Annotated in this window: 14 protein-coding genes; 11 read left to right on the forward strand and 3 right to left on the reverse strand. The window is 38.6% G+C overall.

Annotated features, from left to right (window positions below; all coding sequences use genetic code 11):
• Position 1: 1 nt before the first annotated feature.
• On the reverse strand, positions 2-2,164 hold the full coding sequence (locus IGI46_RS11930; protein WP_429973507.1) for an amino acid ABC transporter substrate-binding protein/permease: 2,163 nt from the start codon (positions 2,162-2,164) through the stop codon (positions 2-4).
• Positions 2,165-2,421: 257 nt separating this feature from the next.
• Here IGI46_RS11930 and uvrB point away from each other — a divergent pair, with 257 nt between their 5' ends.
• The 7 genes from uvrB (at position 2,422) to whiA (ending at position 12,287) form a co-directional block, all read left to right on the forward strand.
• Positions 2,422-4,413, forward strand: coding sequence for an excinuclease ABC subunit UvrB (gene uvrB / locus IGI46_RS11935; protein WP_429963334.1), 1,992 nt, complete (start codon positions 2,422-2,424; stop codon positions 4,411-4,413).
• Between the two features lie 32 nt (positions 4,414-4,445).
• Complete coding sequence (gene uvrA, locus IGI46_RS11940) at positions 4,446-7,274, forward strand: excinuclease ABC subunit UvrA (RefSeq protein ID WP_429963335.1); 2,829 nt, start codon at positions 4,446-4,448, stop codon at positions 7,272-7,274.
• Positions 7,275-7,368: 94 nt separating this feature from the next.
• Positions 7,369-8,625, forward strand: coding sequence for a carboxylate--amine ligase (locus IGI46_RS11945; protein ID WP_429963336.1), 1,257 nt, complete (start codon positions 7,369-7,371; stop codon positions 8,623-8,625).
• 3 nt (positions 8,626-8,628) lie between these two features.
• Positions 8,629-9,342, forward strand: a complete 714-nt coding sequence (locus tag IGI46_RS11950; protein WP_429963337.1) for an amino acid racemase — start codon at positions 8,629-8,631, stop codon at positions 9,340-9,342.
• A 111-nt stretch (positions 9,343-9,453) separates the two neighbouring features.
• A complete protein-coding gene (gene rapZ, locus IGI46_RS11955) occupies positions 9,454-10,341 on the forward strand; it encodes an RNase adapter RapZ (protein WP_429963338.1) in 888 nt (295 codons plus the stop codon).
• Positions 10,338-11,336: a gluconeogenesis factor YvcK family protein gene (locus tag IGI46_RS11960; protein ID WP_429963339.1), complete on the forward strand. Its 999-nt coding sequence runs from the start codon at positions 10,338-10,340 to the stop codon at positions 11,334-11,336. The genes rapZ and IGI46_RS11960 overlap by 4 nt, the downstream gene beginning before the upstream one ends.
• Before the next feature lie 15 nt (positions 11,337-11,351).
• Positions 11,352-12,287, forward strand: a complete 936-nt coding sequence (gene whiA, locus IGI46_RS11965; RefSeq protein WP_207701629.1) for a DNA-binding protein WhiA — start codon at positions 11,352-11,354, stop codon at positions 12,285-12,287.
• A gap of 82 nt (positions 12,288-12,369) precedes the next feature.
• Here whiA and IGI46_RS11970 read toward each other — a convergent pair whose 3' ends face one another.
• Positions 12,370-12,885 (reverse strand): thioredoxin domain-containing protein, encoded by a 516-nt coding sequence (locus IGI46_RS11970; protein WP_429963340.1) that lies wholly within the window; start codon positions 12,883-12,885, stop codon positions 12,370-12,372.
• 159 nt (positions 12,886-13,044) lie between these two features.
• Between IGI46_RS11970 and nifJ the strand changes: the two genes are divergently transcribed.
• The 4 genes from nifJ to glmM all read left to right on the forward strand — a co-directional run bounded on the left by nifJ (position 13,045) and on the right by glmM (position 20,203).
• Positions 13,045-16,713 (forward strand): pyruvate:ferredoxin (flavodoxin) oxidoreductase, encoded by a 3,669-nt coding sequence (gene nifJ / locus IGI46_RS11975; protein ID WP_429963341.1) that lies wholly within the window; start codon positions 13,045-13,047, stop codon positions 16,711-16,713.
• Between the two features lie 134 nt (positions 16,714-16,847).
• Positions 16,848-17,729, forward strand: a complete 882-nt coding sequence (gene cdaA / locus IGI46_RS11980) for a diadenylate cyclase CdaA (protein WP_207701626.1) — start codon at positions 16,848-16,850, stop codon at positions 17,727-17,729.
• 3 nt (positions 17,730-17,732) lie between these two features.
• A complete protein-coding gene (locus IGI46_RS11985) occupies positions 17,733-18,821 on the forward strand; it encodes a CdaR family protein (protein ID WP_429963342.1) in 1,089 nt (362 codons plus the stop codon).
• A 26-nt stretch (positions 18,822-18,847) separates the two neighbouring features.
• Positions 18,848-20,203, forward strand: a complete 1,356-nt coding sequence (glmM, locus tag IGI46_RS11990; RefSeq protein ID WP_429963343.1) for a phosphoglucosamine mutase — start codon at positions 18,848-18,850, stop codon at positions 20,201-20,203.
• Positions 20,204-20,289: 86 nt separating this feature from the next.
• On the opposite strand, the gene glmS is transcribed toward glmM, so the two are convergent.
• Entirely contained in the window at positions 20,290-22,098 is a 1,809-nt protein-coding gene (gene glmS / locus IGI46_RS11995; RefSeq protein ID WP_429963344.1) for a glutamine--fructose-6-phosphate transaminase (isomerizing), read from the reverse strand.
• Between the last annotated feature and the right edge of the window lie 362 nt (positions 22,099-22,460).

Below are 22,460 nucleotides of genomic sequence, written 5' to 3' on the forward strand. Positions count from 1 at the left end.
CTTAGTTCACCTTCTTATCTAGGCGATTCGCCAATTTAGTCAACAGAGTAATCAATATTAAATACATGATTGCAATGATCAAGTAAACGTACGAACTTTGTGTAGTACGGGCCACAATAATTTTCCCTGTTTGAAGCAATTCTACTACACCAATTGCTGAAATGATGGTCGTATCCTTCAAACTGATAACGAATTGATTGATAAAAGAAGGGATCATGATCTTAATTGCTTGCGGTAAAACAATTTTTTGCATCGTTTTATTGTAGGATAAACCTAAACTACGCGAGGCTTCCATTTGCCCAATTGGTACAGCATTAATCCCACCTCGAACGATTTCAGCAATATAGGCACTAGCGTTTAGGGTTAAAGTAATTATACCCGCTATAAAGTCAGGGATAGTTATTCCGGTAATGCCTGGAAGACCAAAGAAAATGAAGAAGGCCAATACCATCATAGGAATACCACGAATTACATCGATATAAATACCAGCAAATAGGCGAAGTGCCTTAACTGGTGAAACACGGAACAGACCAAAAATGACACCTAAAACTAAAGCAAGAACAAAAGAAACTAATGCAAGAACGATCGTCTTCCATAAGCCTTCTAGCAGAGCAGGGTAGTTATTTTTTAACAAGCCGCCAATTGTTGATTCGTCAACAATTTCTTTACTGTTCGAAGTACTACCATCACCAATATGTTCACTAAGAATTTGATCATATTCACCAGTACGATGCATTTCGTCTAATGCTTCATTAAACATTTCCAATAGTTCTGGATTTTCTCCTTTTTTAACAGCAAATCCATAAGAGCCGCCTGACTCCCGTTCGATTGGGGTTTTAAGGTCTTGACCTTGCTGAACAGCGTAGCCAATAACTGGATAATCATCCATCATAGCATCAATAGAACCAACCTTTAATGCATCGTACAATTGGTCAGCAGCGTCAAAATTCTTAATCTTATAAACGTACTCATCTTGATGAGATTTTAGAAAATCAGCACTTTCAGTCCCTACTTTAGCACCAACCGTTTTTCCATCAAGGTCTTTATAGGATTTAATGTCGTTGTTATCTTTTGAAACAGCTAATTGAATACCGCTTTGGAAATAAGGCTCAGAAAAATCATAATTTTCTTTTCGTTCATCAGTAATCGTCATTCCGGCAATCATTCCATCAGCTTGACCTGATTCTAATGCCTGCATAGCAGAAGAGAAACCGATAAATTTGAATTGAAGATTAAATCCTTGCATTTCAGCTGCACGAGTTAACAAATCCACGTCGATTCCCTTATACTTGCCATCGCTATCTTGGTACTCAAATGGAGCAAAAGCGGAATCACTTGAGATAATGTAAGTGTCTTTTTTCGGCTCTACCTTCTTCATTTTGCCAGAAGGAGCAGCCGTACCTGAGCCAGTTGAAATATAGTTGCTGACAATTTCATCATATGTTCCGTCAGCTTTTAAGTCTTTTAATCCTTGATTGAATTTTTCCAGCAGTTCCTTATTTTGACCTTTTTTTACACCAAAACCATAAGAACTTCCGACTTCATAGTCGCCCACCATTTTGAAAGGTTGGCCATTGTTTACTGCATAACCTAAAACCGGATAGTCATCAAAAATGGCTTGAACATTATCGTTGCCTAATGCATTGTACAAAGCATCGGCTGCTTCATACTGTTTAATGCTGTAGCCATACTTGTCTTTATTTTCTTCTAAAAAAGCAGCACTTTCAGTCCCAATTTTAGCAGCAACTGTTTTTCCTTTCAAATCTTCGTAGCTTGTGATGTCGCTGTTATCTTTGTGAACGGCCATTTGAATTCCGCTGTCAAAGTAAGGGTCAGAGAAATCGAATGTTTTTTTACGCTCATCTGTAATGCTCATTCCAGCGATCATTCCGTCTAGTTGATCGGACTGAACACCTTGGATCGAACTGTCGAAACCTAAAGGGCGTAGATCTACTTTAAAACCTTGATCTTCCGCTATTTTATTAAGTAAATCTACATCAATCCCGATATAATTACCATCTGAATCCTGGAATTCAAAGGGAGCAAAAGTTAGGTCAGTTCCTATCTTATAGGTCGTCTCAGCATGACTTTTCTCACTGAAGCCGAGCGTTATAATACTTGCCACCAACAGTATTAAGAATGATAAAAGTCTTCGTTTTTTCATAACAAACCTCCTATAGTATTATCATTGATCTATTATATGTTAGACCGCCTAAAGAAAACAAGTGCTTCCAGCATTTGAAATGAAAAAAATAAAATAATCCTAACACGTAATGTCACGAAATCTCACATATCTAATTTTAAGGAAACTGTAAGATGAATGAGGAAATAAGAAGAAAAAATGGCGAAAATATGTTCGGTATGCTATAATTTGTGACTGAGAAATTCTTCTCTCGAATGAAGAAAAAGGAGGACGGTTGTGTGATAGAAAGAGAAACAGAGAACACTTTTGACCTTCATTCCAATTACGAACCTGCAGGTGATCAGCCAACGGCGATTTGCCAATTATCAGAAGGTGTTGTGAGCGGAAAGAAAGCCCAAATTCTCTTGGGAGCGACCGGTACAGGTAAAACCTATACCATTTCTAACGTAATCAAGGAAGTTAATAAGCCTACGTTGATCATTGCGCACAATAAAACCTTAGCAGGACAGCTATATGGTGAGTTTAAGGAATTTTTCCCTAACAATGCTGTTGAATATTTTGTAAGTTATTATGATTATTATCAACCTGAAGCCTATGTACCATCTAGTGACACTTATATAGAAAAAGATTCTAGTATTAACGATGAAATAGACAAACTTCGTCATTCGGCAACAAGTGCTTTACTTGAGCGGAATGATGTTATTGTGGTAGCATCTGTATCTTGTATTTTTGGCTTAGGATCCCCTAAGGAATATCAAGAGCAGGTGGTTTCTTTGCGAGTTGGTATGGAAATGGACCGCAATCAGTTACTGCGGAGCCTGATTGATATTCAGTTTGAACGGAACGATATTGATTTTCAACGCGGACGTTTTCGTGTTCGTGGAGACGTGGTTGAAATATTCCCAGCATCTCGGGATGAACGAGCTTTGCGGGTAGAATTTTTTGGCGATGAAATTGATCGTATTCGTGAGGTTGATGCTTTGACAGGAGAAGTGGTGGGTGAGACGGAGCATGTTGCAATTTTTCCAGCTACACACTTTCTGACCAATGAACATAATTTAGAAATTGCTATTAGCGGTATTCAAAAAGAGTTGGAGGACCGTTTAGCTGTTTTACGTGGTGAAAATAAGCTTTTAGAAGCTCAACGCCTGGAACAGCGTACGAACTATGATATTGAAATGTTGCGAGAAATGGGCTATACCTCAGGAATTGAGAACTATTCGCGACATATGGATGGGCGTAAAGAAGGTGAGCCTCCATATACTTTGATTGATTTCTTCCCAGATGACTTTCTAATGGTTATTGATGAGTCCCATGTTACGATGCCGCAAGTTCGCGGAATGTACAATGGTGACCGTGCGAGAAAGCAAATGTTGGTTGATTATGGATTCCGTTTACCTTCTGCCTTGGACAATCGACCTTTGCGCTTAGAGGAATTTGAGGAACGCGTTAACCAGATCGTTTATGTGTCAGCTACTCCCGGTCCGTATGAAGATACCCAAACAGATACTGTAGTAGAACAAATCATTCGACCAACGGGTTTATTAGACCCGGTCGTTGAAGTTCGTCCAATTATGGGTCAAATTGACGATTTAGTTGGTGAAATTAATGAACGCGCTGAAAGAAACGAACGAGTATTTGTGACGACTCTAACTAAGAAAATGTCTGAAGATTTGACTGATTATTTTAAAGAACTGGGTATAAAGGTTAAGTACCTTCACAGTGATATCAAAACTTTGGAGCGGACCGAAATCATCCGTGATTTGCGTTTAGGCAAGTTTGACGTCTTAGTTGGTATTAATTTGCTCCGAGAGGGGATTGACGTGCCAGAAGTGTCACTCGTAGCCATTTTAGATGCTGATAAAGAAGGATTCTTGCGAAGCGAACGATCATTAGTTCAAACGATTGGTCGAGCTGCCCGTAATTCAGCTGGTAAGGTGATCATGTACGCTGACAAAATAACCGATTCAATGCAACGAGCAATGGATGAAACATCACGTCGTCGTGAAATTCAGAATCAATACAACGAAGATCATGGAATTGAGCCGAAAACAATTATTAAGGAAATCCGCGATTTGATTGCTATCAGTAAGGTTGCTGAGGAAGTCGGTGCTTATGACCTTAGTTCTTATGATGAGATGTCTAAGGAAGAACGTAACTTGATGATTGAAAAACTAGAGGACGAAATGCGAGAAGCTGCGAAAACACTTGATTTCGAAACAGCTGCTACTTTGCGGGATACTATCCTAGAATTAAAAGCAGCAGAATAAAAATAGTCATTTCATTTGTAAAGGAGAGAATTATGGCAAACGATAAAATAGTAATTCATGGCGCTAGAGCCCATAATTTGAAAGATATTGATGTAACTATTCCCCGTGACAAAATGGTTGTTGTCACGGGATTATCTGGCTCAGGAAAAAGTTCATTGGCCTTCGATACGTTATATGCTGAAGGACAACGTCGTTATGTAGAGAGTCTATCAGCATATGCTCGTCAATTCCTAGGACAGATGGATAAGCCGGATGTAGATAGCATCGACGGTTTAAGCCCAGCGATTTCAATTGACCAAAAAACAACCAGTAAAAATCCACGTTCAACCGTAGGGACTGTAACTGAAATCAATGATTATCTTCGTCTACTGTATGCGCGAGTAGGGCACCCTATCTGTCCTAATGATCACATTGAAATTACTTCACAATCAGTTGAACAAATGGTTGATAAAGTTTTAGAGCTTTCTGAGCGAACAAAAATCCAAATTTTAGCTCCTGTTGTAGTCAAGAAAAAGGGCCAGCATAAAAAAGTTTTTGAAATGATCCAACGTGAGGGCTACGTAAGAATGCGTGTTGATGACGAAGTTTATGATGTATCCGAAGCACCTGAACTAGAAAAAAACAAAAAGCATGATATTGCGATTATTATTGACCGGATTGTTGTAAAAGAGGGGATTCGTTCCCGATTGTTCGATTCTTTTGAAGCAGCTTTACGTTTAGCGGATGGTTATGCTCTAGTCGATGTGATTGATCAAGAAGAGATGCTATTCAGTGAACATTATGCTTGTCCTTATTGTGGATTTACTGTTGGCGAATTGGAACCTCGACTCTTTTCTTTCAATGCGCCATTTGGTGCCTGTCCAGAGTGCGATGGGCTAGGTGTGAAGCTGGAAGTTGACCCAGAGCTAGTGATTCCTGATCCGACTAAAACACTTAGAGAAGGAGCGCTCATACCTTGGAATCCAATTAGTTCTCAATACTATCCTCAAATGCTAGAGCAAGCTTGTACTAGCTTTGGTATTGATATGGATACCGCTTTTGAGGATCTACCAAACGAACATCAAGAAATCGTATTACACGGTTCAAATGGTGAACATTTCCATTTCCACTATGAAAATGATTTTGGTGGAGTCCGAGATGTAGAAGTTCCCTTTGAAGGCATTTTACCCAATATTGATCGGCGTTATCGAGAAACCAATAGTGATTTTACTCGTGAACAAATGCGCCTATACATGACTGAATTGACATGTCAGGCTTGTCACGGTTTGCGGTTAAATCCTCAAGCATTATCAGTGCAGGTTAATGGAACCAACATTGGTCAAGTTAGTGAGGATTCAATTAATCAAGCCTTGGACTTCTTTGATGAATTGAGTCTAAGTGAACAAGAAACAATGATTGCTCGTCCAATCCTGAAGGAAATTGGGGATCGTTTAACTTTCTTGCAGAATGTTGGATTAGAATATTTAACTTTAAGCCGTGCTGCTGGGACATTATCAGGCGGAGAAGCGCAGCGAATTCGTTTGGCCACGCAAATTGGATCTAATTTATCTGGTGTACTGTATATTCTTGATGAGCCTTCAATTGGTTTGCATCAACGGGATAATGATCGCTTAATTCGTTCCTTGCAAAAAATGCGAGATTTAGGAAATACATTAATTGTGGTTGAACATGACGAAGATACAATGCGAGCAGCAGACTATTTAATCGATGTGGGACCAGGAGCGGGAGACCAAGGCGGTGAGATTGTTGCGGCTGGAACACCTGCTGAAGTTGCTAAAAATGAGAATTCTTTAACAGGACAATATTTATCTGGTAAACGACAAATTCCAGTTCCAAAAGAGCGTCGCAAGGGTAACGGTAAGAACATTAAGGTTACTGGAGCAGCAGAAAACAATTTGAAGAATTTGGATGTAGAGTTTCCATTAGGAAAATTTGTTGCGATAACTGGCGTTTCTGGTTCTGGGAAATCGACACTAGTCAATCAGATATTGAAAAAAGCGCTGGCTCAAAAGTTAAATCGAAATTCTAATAAGCCAGGTAAATACAAAAAGATTACCGGCTATAAGAGTATTGAAAAACTAGTTGATATTGATCAAAGCCCAATCGGACGAACACCACGAAGCAATCCTGCGACGTATACCAGCGTATTTGACGATATTCGTGATTTGTTTGCTAAAACCAACGAAGCCAAGATTCGTGGGTACAAAAAAGGACGCTTCAGCTTTAATGTTAAGGGCGGTCGCTGTGAAGCTTGTCGCGGCGATGGAATTATCAAAATCGAAATGCATTTCTTACCAGATGTGTATGTCCCTTGTGAAGTTTGTCATGGTAAACGATACAACTCTGAAACTTTGGAAGTACATTATAAAGGGAAAAACATTGCTGATATTTTAGAAATGACAGTCGAAGATGCAGTAGAATTCTTTAAACACATTCCGAAAATTCATCGTAAATTACAAACAATTGTGGATGTCGGTTTAGGATATGTCACGATGGGGCAACCAGCAACGACCTTATCAGGAGGCGAAGCTCAGCGTATGAAGTTAGCCAGTGAGTTGCATAAGAACTCTAATGGTAAAAATTTCTATATTTTAGATGAGCCAACTACTGGTTTGCACACAGACGATATCGCTCGTTTGCTGAAGGTGTTGGAGCGGTTTGTTGATGCTGGTAATACGGTATTGGTTATCGAACATAATTTGGATGTCATTAAGTCTGCCGATTACGTTATTGACTTAGGTCCTGAAGGCGGTGACGGTGGAGGAACGATTTTGGCCACTGGAACGCCCGAAGAAATTGCAGAAGTATCTGAAAGCTACACAGGTCATTACTTGAAAAAAGCGTTAGAAAACGCCAAATAGTTGTAAAGAAAAATGCAATTCAAAGACTTAGCTTTGCTTGCATTTTTCTTTATGGTATGATAATCAAGGATTAAGACGAGAAGGTGTAGTGAAAATGAATAAACAGCAAAAATTTGTACCAATTTTACTAGGAAGTGATATCAATGTCTATGGAATGGCCCGCTCTTTTCATGAAGCTTATGGAATAGTTAGCGAGGCTTATGCTGGGTTGCAATTGGCTCCAACAAAACACTCAAAAATAGTAAATGTCCATACTCTACGAGATTTCGATAAAGATCCTGTTTTCATCGAAGAAATGCGAAAATTGGGAAAAGAAAAATTTAACGATCCAGATACTAAATATTTATTGATAGCTTGTGGAGATGGTTATGCTGAATTAGTTTCTTTACACAAAAATGAATTATCAGAGTGGTTTATTTGTCCTTATATTGATTTTTCTTTGTTGGAACGTTTAATCAGCAAAGTTAGTTTTTATGACATTTGTGAAGAATATCAGCTTCCATACCCTAACACATTGATTATTCGGGAAGATATGCTAGAAAATGGTTTTTTAAATCAAGAATTACCTTTCTCATTCCCAGTGGCATTGAAACCAGCGAATAGTGTAGAGTGGCTCTCGGTTGATTTTGAAGGACGTAAAAAGGCGTTTATTTTTGATACACGAGAAGAATTCGATACAATTTTAGCACGCATTTATCAAGCAGGCTACAAAAGCGAAATGATTGCTCAAGATTTCATCCCTGGTGATGACAGCAATATGCGTGTGTTGAATGCTTATGTGGATCAGCAAAATCAAGTTCGAATGATGTGCCTGGGCCATCCTCTTCTGGAAGATCCTTCACCCGAAGCAATTGGGAATTATGTAGCGATCATGCCTGAATACAATGAAAAAATTTATCAAACAATTAAGTCTTTTTTAGAAAAAATATCTTACACTGGATTTGCTAATTTTGATATGAAATATGATCCTCGGGATGGGGAGTACAAGTTGTTTGAAATTAACCTTCGTCAGGGCCGCAGCAGTTTCTTTGTTACTTTGAATGGACTGAACCTGGCTCAATTTGTTACGGAGGATCGTGTTTTTGAAATACCTTATGCTGAAACAATTTACGGAAAAGCCCAAGAGGATACTGAGATGCTCTGGATGGGGGTACCGAAAGAAGTTTTTGCAAAGTTCGCACGAGATAATGAGGATAAAAGGCGAGCGCTTGACCTTATCCAAAAGGACAAGTGGGGAACAACAGTTTTTTATAAGAAAGACATGTCTCCAATGCGTTGGATGTTGATGAAGTATATGTTTAGTAAATACAAAGGACGATTTGAAATGTTCTTTAAAGAGAAAGAAGGGTAAGGATTGGAGAACTTCTTTAGCATTTTAGGTGGAATGGGCACCATGGCAACTGAAAGCTTTGTTCGCTTAATTAATCATCGGATCATAGCACACAAAGATCAGGATTACTTGAATTATGTTCTATTTAATCATGCGACGGTTCCGGATAGAACGGACTATATTTTGGATCATACTGTGGATAGCCCACTACCATTTCTGCTGGATGATATCGAAAAGCAAAATTTGCTAAAGCCTAATTTTATTGTGTTGACTTGCAATACTGCGCATTATTTTTTTGATGCTATTCAAGGTGCTACCGATATAACAGTTTTGCACATGCCAAGAGAAGCTGCTAAGAAATTGAAACAGACAAATCCAGGTGGAGGAAAAGTCGCATTTTTAGGAACTGAAGGAAGTGTCAAAGCGGGTATCTATCAGAGTGAAATGGAAAATCAAGGATTTGATGTACTCATTCCTGACAAGGAATTACAAACGAAAGTAAACAACTTAATTTACCGAGATGTAAAAGAGAACGATTATATTAACACGAATCTTTATCTGGAAATCTTATCTGATGTTTTTGATGGATTAGGATGTCAGAATGTGATTCTAGGTTGTACAGAGTTATCATTAGTGCAAGAGAATATAGGAGAGAATCCTTATCCTGTGATTGATGCCCAATCAGTCTTAGCTGATCGGACAATTGAATTAGCTTTGGAAAACAGATCTTCTAAATAAAGAGGGTCTTTTTTTATGATTTCCTTTTTTTAAAGGAATTTAATAATTAAATATGTAGTAAAGACACGCCCGGAATGATACAATGTACAGGATGGAGAGGAGTGACACCAAATGACAGATAGTTTACATTTAGTGGTCATTACTGGAATGAGTGGAGCAGGTAAAACTGTAGCTATTCAAAGTTTTGAAGATATGGGGTATTTTTGCGTAGACAATATGCCTCCCGGATTAATTCCAAAGTTTTGGGAACTGATCCGCGAATCAGGAAAAGTAACAAAAATTGCACTAGTAGTTGATTTACGCTCACGAGCTTTTTTTGAAGAGATTCAAAATATGCTAGTCGAGATTGATAATACAGGTTTCATCGATACTAGTTTACTGTTTTTAGATGCTTCTGATGAAGAATTAGTCTCCAGGTACAAAGAAACTAGAAGGACACATCCAATGGCAATGGATGGATTAGTGACTGAGGGGATTCGAAAAGAACGTGCGATTTTAGAAGATTTAAAAACACGAGCAACATTGGTTATTGACACAACAAATTTGGCACCGCGTCAATTGAGAGAAAAAATAAATCATGAGTTCAAACAAACCGATGATCTTGGTTTCCATATTGAAATGCTTTCATTTGGATTTAAATATGGGTTGCCAATTGATGCAGATATTGTGATGGATGTACGGTTTTTACCAAATCCTCATTATATTGCTGAACTGCGTCCTAAAACTGGTTTAGACAAAGAAGTTTATGACTATGTAATGTCTTTTCCAGAGACAGGAGAGTTTTATAATGACTTTGTACATTTACTCAAAAATATCTTACCTGGATATGTTAAGGAAGGTAAAAGTTCGTTAACAATTGCTATTGGTTGCACCGGTGGTCAACATCGCTCTGTGGCTTTGAGCGAGCGGGTTGGTAAAGCTTTAAAAGAATTAGATTATCGAGTCAATATCACTCATCGCGATAAAGACAAACGGAAAGAGACGGTGAATCGTTCATGAGAATGAAAACCTATCGAATCCGTAAACCTAAAATTGTTGTGATTGGAGGCGGAACTGGTTTACCGGTCATACTAAAAAGTTTACGTAACCAGAGTGCGGATATTACAGCAGTTGTTACGGTAGCAGATGATGGTGGAAGCAGCGGTGAATTAAGGAATTCAATCGACATGGCACCGCCAGGAGATTTAAGAAATGTGCTAGCAGCATTATCAGATATGCCTAGATTGTATGAAGATCTGTTTCAATATCGATTTAGGGAAGAAGATAAGTTTCTCGCAAACCATACGATAGGCAATCTGATAATTGCTGCCCTTTCTGAGATGCGAGGGAGTACTTATGAAGCAATCCAACTCTTATCTCATATGATGCATGTGGATGGTCATGTTTTTCCATCCTCTGAGAAGCCTCTAATTTTACACGCAGAATTTGAAGATGGTACTACCGTTGCAGGCGAATCGAAAATTGCGTTAGACCGTAAAATTATTAAAAGGGTTTATGTTACCGGACATGACAATGACCATGATATACATGCTGCCCGAAAAGTTGTTCAAACAATCAAGGATGCTGATATGGTGGTTTTAGGACCTGGGTCCTTGTTTACAAGCATTTTACCTAATTTAGTGATTAGTGAGATCGGCGAAGCCGTCCGAACAACAAATGCGGAAGTGGTTTATATTTGTAATATCATGACTCAAAAAGGTGAAACCGAACACTTTAGCGATGCAGATCACGTAAAAGTGCTTCATCAGCATTTAGCAGATAATTTTGTTGATACGGTTTTAGTCAATACTGAAAAAGTACCAGAAGATTACATGAATCCTGAAATCTATGATGAATACTTAGTTCAAGTAACCCATGATTTCAACGGACTAAGAGAAGAAGGATGTCGAGTTGTTTCTACAGATTTTTTGAAACTACGAGACGGCGGTGTTTTTCATGATGGAGATAAAGTAGTGGATGAGTTATTTCGAATTGTTTTCGGTGCTAAAATTTAATAGGGGGCTTAGATAATGTCATTTGCGGCAGAAGTAAAAAAAGAGCTCACTGGATTGGCCGTACAAAAAGAATTAGCTAAAGCTGAGTTAGCCGCCTTAATTCGTATGAATGGCTCGCTTAGTTTAAGTAACCACCAGTTTGTGTTAAATGTGCAAACGGAAAATGCTGCCATTGCACGCCGACTTTTTACATTATTAAAGGAAAATTACGGTGTACGTAGCGAGTTACTAGTTCGCCGGAAAATGAAGTTAAAGAAGAACAATGTTTACATTGTTCGTTTGAAACAAGAAACGCAAAGCATTTTAACAGATCTGAATATTATGGATGGCATGATGTTTCAATCACATATTTCAGAAGAACTAAAATCTGAGGACGAAAAAGTTCGAGCTTACTTAAGAGGGGCGTTCTTGGCATCAGGGTCGGTTAACAACCCTGAAACAAGTCGTTATCATTTGGAAATATCCTCGATATATGAAGAACATAATCAGGATATTTGTGATCTTCTAAATCAGTTTGATTTAAATGCCCGAACTTTGGCTCGCCGTAATGGCTATATTACCTATTTGAAAGGTGCCGAAAAAATTGCAGATTTCTTAGTTTTGATCGGTGCAACTAATTCGATGTTAAAATTTGAAGATGTTCGTATTGTCAGGGATATGCGAAATTCCGTGAATCGATTGGTGAATTGTGAGACCGCAAATATGAATAAGACGATTGATGCCGCTTCAAAGCAAATTGAAAACATTCATTTCATTGAAACGACAGTTGGACTTCAATCGTTGCCGGAGAAATTACAAGAGATAGCAGAGCTGCGAATTCAACATCCAGAGGTTAGTTTAAAAGAGTTAGGTGAGATGATTCCATCTGGTGGAATTTCAAAATCTGGGATTAATCACCGGATTCGTAAGATCAATGACTTTGCAGAAGAATTGAAAAAGAGAAGTATGTAAAAACGCTAGTGGTTCAGAGGCTATCTCTTTTCCACTAACGTTTTTTTGACAATGAAAGGAAGCATGTGGCACACCTATCCAACTATAACGATAGGTACTCTCTTAATTGCTCCCTTGTAACAGACTCATCAAAAATATGCTCATCGACTAAAACGGTTGGTACAAATTTAATATTTGCTTGTTCTGCTTCATTGCGGATTTCTTGTTGCAAGCTTTGATTAGGTTGTTGCTTAAGATGCAATATTTTTTCAGCGTAGTCAGCAACTTGTTCTAAGCTAAGTTCTTTCCAATCATCTTGAGACAAGTAAACCTGCTGAATTTGTTGAAGAGTTACTGCCGGATCATTACTGATATATTCATGCATGATATTTCCACGTTGAAGGCTTTCTTTGTCCTTGTCTAATAGTTTTATAATACGCTGCACTTTTTCATCTGTGACCGCCTGTGCCAACATTTCTTGAGATTCTTCAAACCATTGCTTACAAAACGGACAGCGAAGGTTCATAAATTCAATAATTCTTTTAGGAGCGTGATCAGAACCGATTTTGATACCATTCCAATCATTTACAAACTCGGGTTTAATTACAGAGATATCCATGGATTAATTCCTCCTTTTCTACTAGTGTACAAGAAAAATCTAAGAATACAAAACAAATAAATTCTTTTTTACTGAAATTAGGGAAAACGAGCATTTAAAAAAAGCTGTGCTTGGTTTATAATAAAACCGTTGCGAATACTTATTACGAGGAGGAAACGCATGCGAAAAACAAAAACAATGGATGGAAACACCGCTGCCGCATATATATCTTATGCATTTACTGAATTGGCAGCAATTTATCCAATTACGCCAAGTTCAACGATGGCTGAACTTGTTGATCAATGGGCGGCTCAGGGGAAGAAAAATATTTTTGGTCAGCCTGTTAATATAACTGAAATGCAGTCAGAAGCCGGAGCAGCTGGTGTTGTTCATGGGGCTTTAAAAACGGGGGCTTTGACAACAACTTATACTGCTTCTCAAGGCTTATTATTAATGATTCCCAATATGTACAAAATTGCTGGTGAATTGTTGCCAACAGTTTTCCATGTAGCTAGTCGTGCGATTACAACGAATGCTCTTAACATTTTTGGTGATCATGGAGATGTTATGGCAGCACGTCAAACCGGTTTTGCTATGTTGCAGGAAAGCAGTGTACAAGAGGTTATGGATCTTTCAGCGATTGCTCATTTGGCAACAATTGAAGCTAGTGTGCCATTCATGAACTTTTTCGATGGGTTTAGGACCAGTCATGAAATTCAAAAAATTGAAGTATTGGACTATGAAGAGCTTGCACCGTTGATTAATCAAGAAAAGCTTACTGAATTTCGTAAGCGTAGCATGAATCCAAATCACCCAACAATCAGTGGTACCAATCAGAACTCGGACATCCACTTTCAACAAAGAGAAACAGTGAATCAGTTTTATCAAAAGCTGCCAGCAATTGTACAAAAATATATGAAAGCCATTAATGAATTACGTGGAACGGATTACGACCTAGTAAATTATTATGGGGCTCTGGATGCGGAAGAAGTTATTATTACCATGGGATCAGTGGCACAGACCATTGAACAAACTGTTGATTATCTAAATGCGAAAGGTCGAAAAGTTGGTTTTCTAAATATTCATTTATATCGTCCTTTCCCAGTTAAAAACTTGTTAGAAAAATTGCCAAAAACAGTTAAAAGTATCGCAGTGTTGGATCGTTCTAAGGAGCCTGGTGCTGATGGAGAACCGTTACTATTAGATGTACAAAGTGTTATGTACGATGCTGATATTCGTCCAATGATTATTGGTGGCCGTTACGGACTAGGTTCAAAAGATGTAACTCCTGATCAAATTATTGCTGTGTACAATGAATTGTTGAAACCAAAAAATAGTGCAAAAAACCGTTTTACTATTGGAATTGTGGATGATGTTACTCACTTATCATTAGACACTGAAGAAGTGGTAGACTTAACAAATTCTTCTACGTTCCAAGCAAAATTTTGGGGTTTTGGCTCTGATGGAACAGTAGGAGCGAATAAATCCGCAATTAAAATTATTGGCGATAATACGGATAAATACGTACAAGGCTATTTTTACTATGATTCGAAAAAATCTGGTGGGCTGACGGTTTCTCATTTGCGCTTTGGAGATACGCCGATTCGTTCAACCTACTTAGTGGAAAGTGCTGACTTTGTTGCATGTCATACACCTGCGTATATTCATAATTATGATTTGTTAAAAGGGTTAAAGCCAGGAGGAACTTTTCTGCTAAATACTACTTGGAATGATCAACAAATCAATCAATTGTTGCCGGCACGCTTAAAACGCTTTATTGCTGAAAATGATATCAAGTTTTACACTATTAATGCTGCAAGATTGGCAATGGAAGTTGGTTTAGGCCAGCGAATTAACACAATCATGCAAACAGCCTTCTTTAAATTGACTGGTATCATTCCTTTTGAGGAAGTCTTAGATATTTTAAAGGAAGATGCAGACCGAAATTATCGTCGAAAATCTGTTGAAATCGTTGAACAGAATATTGCGGCAATGGATCGCACGATCGAGTTGCTTCATCGATATAAAGTTCCAGATGACTGGTATTATGCTGAAATTCCTGCAAAGGTTCGTCCGACAGCTGTTCCACGTTACGTTGAAGAAGTTTTAGAGCCAGTTAATGCTTTGGAGGGCGACAGTCTTACAGTAGGAACTTTGGTAAGAAATGGAATGACTACTGGTACAATTCCAGTGGGTACAACAACCTATGAAAAACGTGGTGTGGCTTTAGAAGTTCCGGAATGGATTAGCGACCGTTGTACTATGTGTAATGAGTGTTCATTTGTGTGTCCTCATGCAGCAATTCGCCCATTCTTAGCCGATGATGAGGAAATGCAAGAAGCACCGGAAGGATATATTGTTCGGGAAATGCGCAGCGCTGATGGGTTGAAATATCGAATTCAAGTATCAATTGAAGATTGTACAGGTTGTGGTTTATGTGTAGAAGCTTGCCCAGCTAAAGGAAAAGCCTTGGTTATGAAGCCTTATCAAGAACAAAAGGAACAAGCTCTTAACTGGGCATTTGCGATGACATTGAAACAAAAGGAAAATCCAGTGAAACCTAATTCTGTGTTAGGCAGCCAGTTCAATCAACCCCTGATGGAATTCTCAAGTGCTTGTGCTGGTTGCGGAGAAACGCCTTACGTAAAACTGCTGACTCAAATGTATGGAGATCGGATGATGATTGCTAATGCTACGGGGTGTTCTTCTATTTGGGGAGCAGCGGCACCAGTTAGTCCGTATACTACGAATCTAAAAGGACAGGGACCAGCTTGGTCCAACTCTCTATTTGAAGACAATGCGGAATTTGGTTATGGAATGCTGCTGGCCAATCAAACGCGCCGTCAAGAACTAGCTTTCAGAATGTCCCAAGTTCTTAATGAAGTTTCAGAAGAGCTGAAGGATTTAATGGAAGACTGGATGAATCATTTACATGACTCTGAGGGAACTCAGCAACGAGCAGCAAAATTGAAGGCTGCTTTGGAAATAGAAAAAGCAGGTAATGACCGTCTAGAAAGTATTTACGCGGATCATGATCTGTTTGTCAAAACCAGTCAATGGATTTTTGGCGGAGATGGCTGGGCTTATGATATCGGCTTTGGCGGGATCGATCACGTTCTAGCGAGCGGAGCAGATGTAAACATTTTAGTTATGGATAATGAGGTATATTCTAACACGGGTGGACAAACCTCCAAGGCAACTCCGGCTTCAGCCATTGCTAAGTTTTCAGCCAACGGGAAATATGCATCGAAAAAAGATCTGGGAATGATTGCGATGACTTATGGCAATGTTTACGTTGCTCAGATAGCTTCTGGTGCTAATCAAAAACAAACAATTAAAGCTTTTGAAGAAGCAGAAAAATTCCCAGGGCCTTCATTGATTATTGCTTACACACCATGTATCAATCATGGCTTGCGTGGTGGTATGAGCAAGAGTCTTCAAGAAGCAAAGGATGCTGTAAATTCTGGCTACTGGTCACTGTATCGTTACAATCCACTTGCAAAAGAAGCAAATAGGAATCCAATGTCCTTGGATTTCAAACGACCAAACTTCGAGCAAATGATTGATTTTATGAAAAATCAAGTTCGCTTCTCTGCACTTCAATCTGTTCAACCAAAATTCGCTGAACATTTGTATGAGAAGACGGTAGAGGATGCTAAGACTCGTTTCTTTAATTACGCTAGAATTGCTGGTCAAGAAGAAAAGCTACGAGCAAAAATTGAAGGAACCAATGAAAAAACTTCAGAAGAACTAAAGCGGGAACGACGGGAAAGAAAAACTGATCCGGAGGCAGAAGCTCGTCGTGCAGCGAGAAGAGCTGCACGTGCGGAAAAGCGTCAAGATAAATAGTAATTTTGGGGAGCTCTCAGAACAAGTTGTTCTGAGACTCTTTTTTCTTCTTAATGAAACGGTTAAGCCTTATCTATTTTTTTCTACTCTTATGGTATAATTGTAGGGAAACTGTATAGAAAGAGAGGTTGCCTATGCCTAGTCGTTTAAGCGAGTTATTTAATTCGGATTATTGGCTGAGCTTCTTTTCTGAGAATCTTTCAACTTGGGACATTATCGCGAATCTTTTAGATATTGTTGTTGTCTGGTTTCTAATTTATAAACTGTTTCAGCTAGTTCGAGGAACCAAAGCGGTACAACTTATTAAGGGTGTCGCAGTATTTATTGGGATTCGTATTTTAGCAGAATATACAGGTCTGCATACTTTATCTTGGTTGATGAATCAAATAATTACCTATGGGGTTATTGCTGGAGTAGTTATTTTTCAACCAGAGGTTCGCAGAGGATTGGAACACTTAGGAAGAAGCTCAATTTTTAAGCCTACTAAAAAAGAAGAGCACGAAGATGAGAAGATGATTTTGGCGTTTGATAAGGCGATCCAATATATGTCTCGACGGAAAATAGGTGCGCTAATCACTATTCAGCGCAACACTGGTTTAGATGAATATATTGAAACCGGGATTCCGTTAGATGCTGACATTACTGGAGAATTGCTGATCAATATTTTTATCCCAAATACGCCGCTGCATGACGGTGCAGTAATTGTAAAAAAAGGTAAATTGGCAGTAGCTTCAGCTTATTTGCCATTGTCAGACAGTATGTTGATACCAAAAGAATTTGGTACACGCCATCGTGCGGCTGTTGGTATTAGTGAAGTTAGCGATGCGCTGACTATCATAGTTTCTGAAGAGACGGGCGGAGTTAGTTTAACCTTCAATACGGACTTTTTACATGATTTGAACCAGGAAGAATACTTAGCTATCCTGCGTAGAGAATTGATTTCTGACGAAAAAGACCGTGGTAAAAAAAATCTATTACAAGCCTTTATTGACGGTGTCAGCAAAGGAGGCAAATAATAGATGATGATAAAATTTAAAAAATCTAATTTGCCCTATCTATTGATTTCTTTGCTGTTTAGCTTGATGCTGTTTTTTAATGTCAACAGCCAGAATGTTAGTCAATTTTTTTCATCAAATTCCACCTATCAAGAAGCTTTACAAAATGTACCAGTAACCTTAGAGTACGATTCAGATGAATATTTTGTTCATGGCTTTGATACAACTGTCTCCGTAAGATTAAGCAGTGCGAATCGAATACAATTAGATCGAGAGGCTGATGAAGATACTCGGACATTTAGTGTTGTAGCAGATCTTAATGGGTTAAGTACAGGTACACATGAAGTGAAATTGCAAACGCGTAATTTACAGAGTTCTATTTATGCTTCTATGGAGCCGCAGACAATTTCGGTTACGATCGAGAAAAAGGAAACAAAATCTTTTGAGGTTACACCAGTTGTAAGTAATGGAGTTGAGGAAAATGGGATACAAGTGGATAGCTTGGCTACTGATCCTAGTATGATAGAAATAACTACTGGTGAAGAGACGATGCAGCAGATTAGCCAAGTGATCGCAAGTGTTGATGCAACTCAATTAGTCGGAGAAGAAGACACTGTAAGAACTCAGGTCCAAGCACTGAATGCTAATGGAGAGGCTTTGCCTATTCAAGCAAATCCGCAAACAGTAACGGTTTCTTTTAAGGTAGAACGATCAAGCAAACAAGTTGCACTAGAACCTAAGCAAGAAGGGACTGTGCCAGCAAACGTTCAGCGATATAATATTGAGCTTGATCAAACGCTAGCTACTATTCGTGGCACTAGCGCAACAATTGATGGGATTGATACAATTGAAGTACCAGTGAATATTTCAAACATTACAGAACCAGTTAGCCGACAACTAGATATTCCAATCGATAATGGAATAAAAATTAATCCTGTGGCTACGACTGCTAGAATCACACCAGTTTTTCGTAGCTCTGATTCAAGTAGTTCAAAAGGGTCTAGTACAACTACTAGTCAAACCACTTCGAGTACTACTAAGGGTACAACCACTTCAATTACGACTGAAGAAACAACTACGAACAGTGAATCGACAACCGCTTCAACAAATTAGAAGATGAAGAAGGGAAATTTTGAATCATGGGTAAATATTTTGGAACAGACGGCGTCCGCGGGATTGCCAATAAGGAGTTAACGCCAGAGTTAGCATTTAAGTTAGGGAGATATGGTGGGTACGTTTTAAGTCAGCACGAAGAACGGGAAACACGGCCAAGAGTTTTGGTAGGCCGTGACACGCGTATTTCAGGAGAGATGTTAGAGGCAGCTCTAATTGCGGGATTACTTTCTGTAGGAATCGAGGTATTCCAACTAGGTGTAATTTCAACACCTGGTGTAGCTTACCTTACAAAATTACAAAAAGCTTCTGCTGGAGTAATGATTTCTGCTTCCCATAATCCCGCTGAAGACAATGGAATCAAATTCTTTGGGTGTGACGGCTTTAAATTAGTCGATGATCAAGAAGCAGAAATTGAAGCGTTGTTAGAATCTGATGAAGATAAACTACCACGTCCTTCTGCAGAAGGTTTGGGATCGCTAGATGAGTTCCATGAAGGACTTTTAAAATACTCACAATTTTTAGTTCAAACTATACCTGGTGACCTATCAGGTATAACCGTATGTATTGATGCTGCTAATGGTGCTACTTCAACTAGCGTGAATCGATTATTTGCAGATTTGGAAACAGACTTCTACACTATGGGAACATCTCCAAACGGTTTGAATATTAACGATGGAGTAGGTTCTACACATCCTGAAAAGTTAGCTGAGCTTGTGGTCGAGAAAAAAGCAGATGCTGGCTTAGCATTTGATGGTGACGGTGACCGGGTTATCGCTGTAGACGAACAAGGTAATATTATTGATGGCGACCAAATTATGTTTATCTGTGCTAAATACTTAGCAGAGCGCAAACGTTTGAAAAAAGATACTGTTGTAACTACAGTTATGAGTAATCTTGGGTTTCATAAAGCAGTGGAGGATATGGGGCTTAAGGACGTAATCACTCAAGTTGGTGATCGTTATGTAGTTGAAGAAATGCGTAAAAATGACTACAATCTTGGGGGTGAACAGTCTGGGCATGTTCTATTCCTAGATTACAATACTACTGGAGACGGTATGTTGACAGGTATCCAATTATTAAATATTATGAAACAAACTGGTAAAAAGCTATCTGAATTAGCTGGAGAAGTAACTATTTACCCGCAAAAACTGGTAAATATTCGAGTAAGTAATAAGTACGGGGCTATGGATGTACCTGCTATTAAAGCAGTAATTGATGAAGCCGAAGCTGAAATGGGTGGTGAAGGTCGTATTTTGGTTCGACCTTCTGGCACAGAACCTTTATTACGGATCATGGCTGAGGCACCCACACATGAGAAAGTAGAGTATTACGTTGAGAAAATTGCTACTGTTGTTCGCCAGGAAATTGGACTAGATTAAAAAAATGTATGCTGCATTCTGTATTTTATGAATGCAGCTTTTTATTGTAAAAAAGAAAGACCAGCAAGCTGATCTTTCTAGAATTTTTATTCAACTGTAACTGATTTTGCCAAGTTACGTGGTTTATCAACATCATACCCACGTTCCAAAGTAGCAAAGTAAGCAATCAATTGTCCTGGAATTACTGAAACCAAAGGACGTAAGAAGTGGTGTACAATTGGTAAAATAATTTGGTCGCCATCCTTGCTTAGTTCTTCCGAAACAATGATAAAAGTATGAGCGCCGCGACTTTCTACCTCACGCAAGTTTCCACGAGTATGAGCTGCAGTAATCTCGTCAGTAATTATACCAATTACTGGTGTACCTTCTTCAACTAGAGCGATTGTACCATGTTTCAATTCACCAGCAGCAAAGCCTTCCGCTTGAATGTAAGAAATCTCTTTGAGTTTTAAAGCCACTTCCATTGCTACATAGTAGTCCTCACTTCGACCAATATAGAAGGCGTTACGAGTGTCACTCAGGTAATCAATGGCTAGCTGACTGATTAAATCCTTTTCGCTTATCATTGCATCCATTGCATTCGCAGCAATTCCTAGTTCTTTAACAAAATCAAATTCTTTAGCAGATGTTACTTGCTTTGCTTCCCCAACAGCTTTAGCTAATACAGTCAATGCTGCGATTTGGGCGGTATAGGCTTTAGTCGAAGCAACTGCTATTTCCGGACCGGCATGCAACAACATTGTGTAGCTTGCTTCACGTGAAAGAGTTGATCCAGCAACATTAGTAATGGTTAATGAAGGATAATTCAGTTCATTTGTTTTAACCAATACCTGGCGACTGTCCGCAGTTTCACCACTTTGGGTTAAGAAAATAAAAAATGGTTTTTCTGAAAGCAAGGGCATATTATAGCCAAACTCACTTGATAAATGAGCTTCAACTGGAATGTGTGCAAGATTTTCTAGGACTTGCTTACTAGCTAGGCCAGCATGATAGCTAGTACCACAAGCAATAATATAAATTCGGTCACTATCTAGTAATTTTTCTAACAGTTCGTCTTCAATAACAACATTTCCAGCATTATCAGTATATTCACTAATGATTCGGCGCATTGTAGCAGGTTGTTCGTCAATTTCTTTTAACATGTAATATGGATAGGTTCCTTTTTCCATGTCTGATAGATCAATTTTTGCTTCGTACGGAGCGCGTTCAATTTGTTCGCCATCTTGATTTTCAATTTGTACAAGATCCTTTGCAACAATTACCATTTCGCCATCGTTAATTTCGACAAATCGATTGGTTTGTTCCAACATAGCCATTGCATCACTGCAAATTACGTTAAATCCGTCACCTAATCCAACTAATAATGGACTCTTATTTTTAGCAACGTAAATAAGATCGCGGTTTTCCTTGTCAATCAATCCGAAAGCATAAGAACCATGAATTTCTTGCAAAGCTTTTCTGAAAGCTTCCTTTGTTTCTAAGCCTTGATTTACAAAGTATTCGACTAAATGAACAGCAATCTCGGTGTCTGTTTCGCCATAGAAGGCATCATCTAATAAAAAACTTTCTTTTAATTCATCGTAGTTTTCTATTACTCCGTTATGAACTAAAACAAAACGTCCTGTTTCAGAAGTATGCGGATGAGCGTTTTGCTCACTAGGCTCTCCATGAGTGGCCCATCTTGTGTGGCCAATCCCAATAGTACCATGAACATCATTAGTCATTTTGTCCGCCAATTTCTTAATACGTCCTTGTGATTTGACTAAGAAATCATTGTGATCATCAGCAACAAAAATGCCTGCTGAGTCATATCCCCGATATTCTAATTTTTCCAATCCATTTAATAAAATATTTGCTGCTTGCTCATTTCCTACAATTCCTACAATTCCACACATAATGACTTTTCCTACTTTCTTTTCATTATCTGCTCCCGTACCACGTGACAGTTTCTCTGTTTTTCCTTCTCAGAAATGTTTTAAAACTATCTGTAGAGCGTGGTCACCCTGAAGCCATCCGCCGAATATTTCGATGAGCTTCTTCCTCGTCATCTCTTAGAGACCTGGCGCTATCATTATTGGTCTACTCAATAATGATTTTTGGTATTGCTAACGGAAACACTGATTAATATAATATAAATTAGAGACTAAGTCAACCTGTAGACTAAATTAAATAAATTGGTCTAATCTTTAGTGTTAAATGGTACAGGTCAGATGGGTGGTTAGATCGTGCATAATTTTCATATTTTCGGCTAATAAGG

The sequence above is a fragment of the Enterococcus sp. AZ163 genome (assembly GCF_050498925.1).
GTDB lineage: Bacteria > Bacillota > Bacilli > Lactobacillales > Enterococcaceae > Enterococcus_A > Enterococcus_A ferrettii.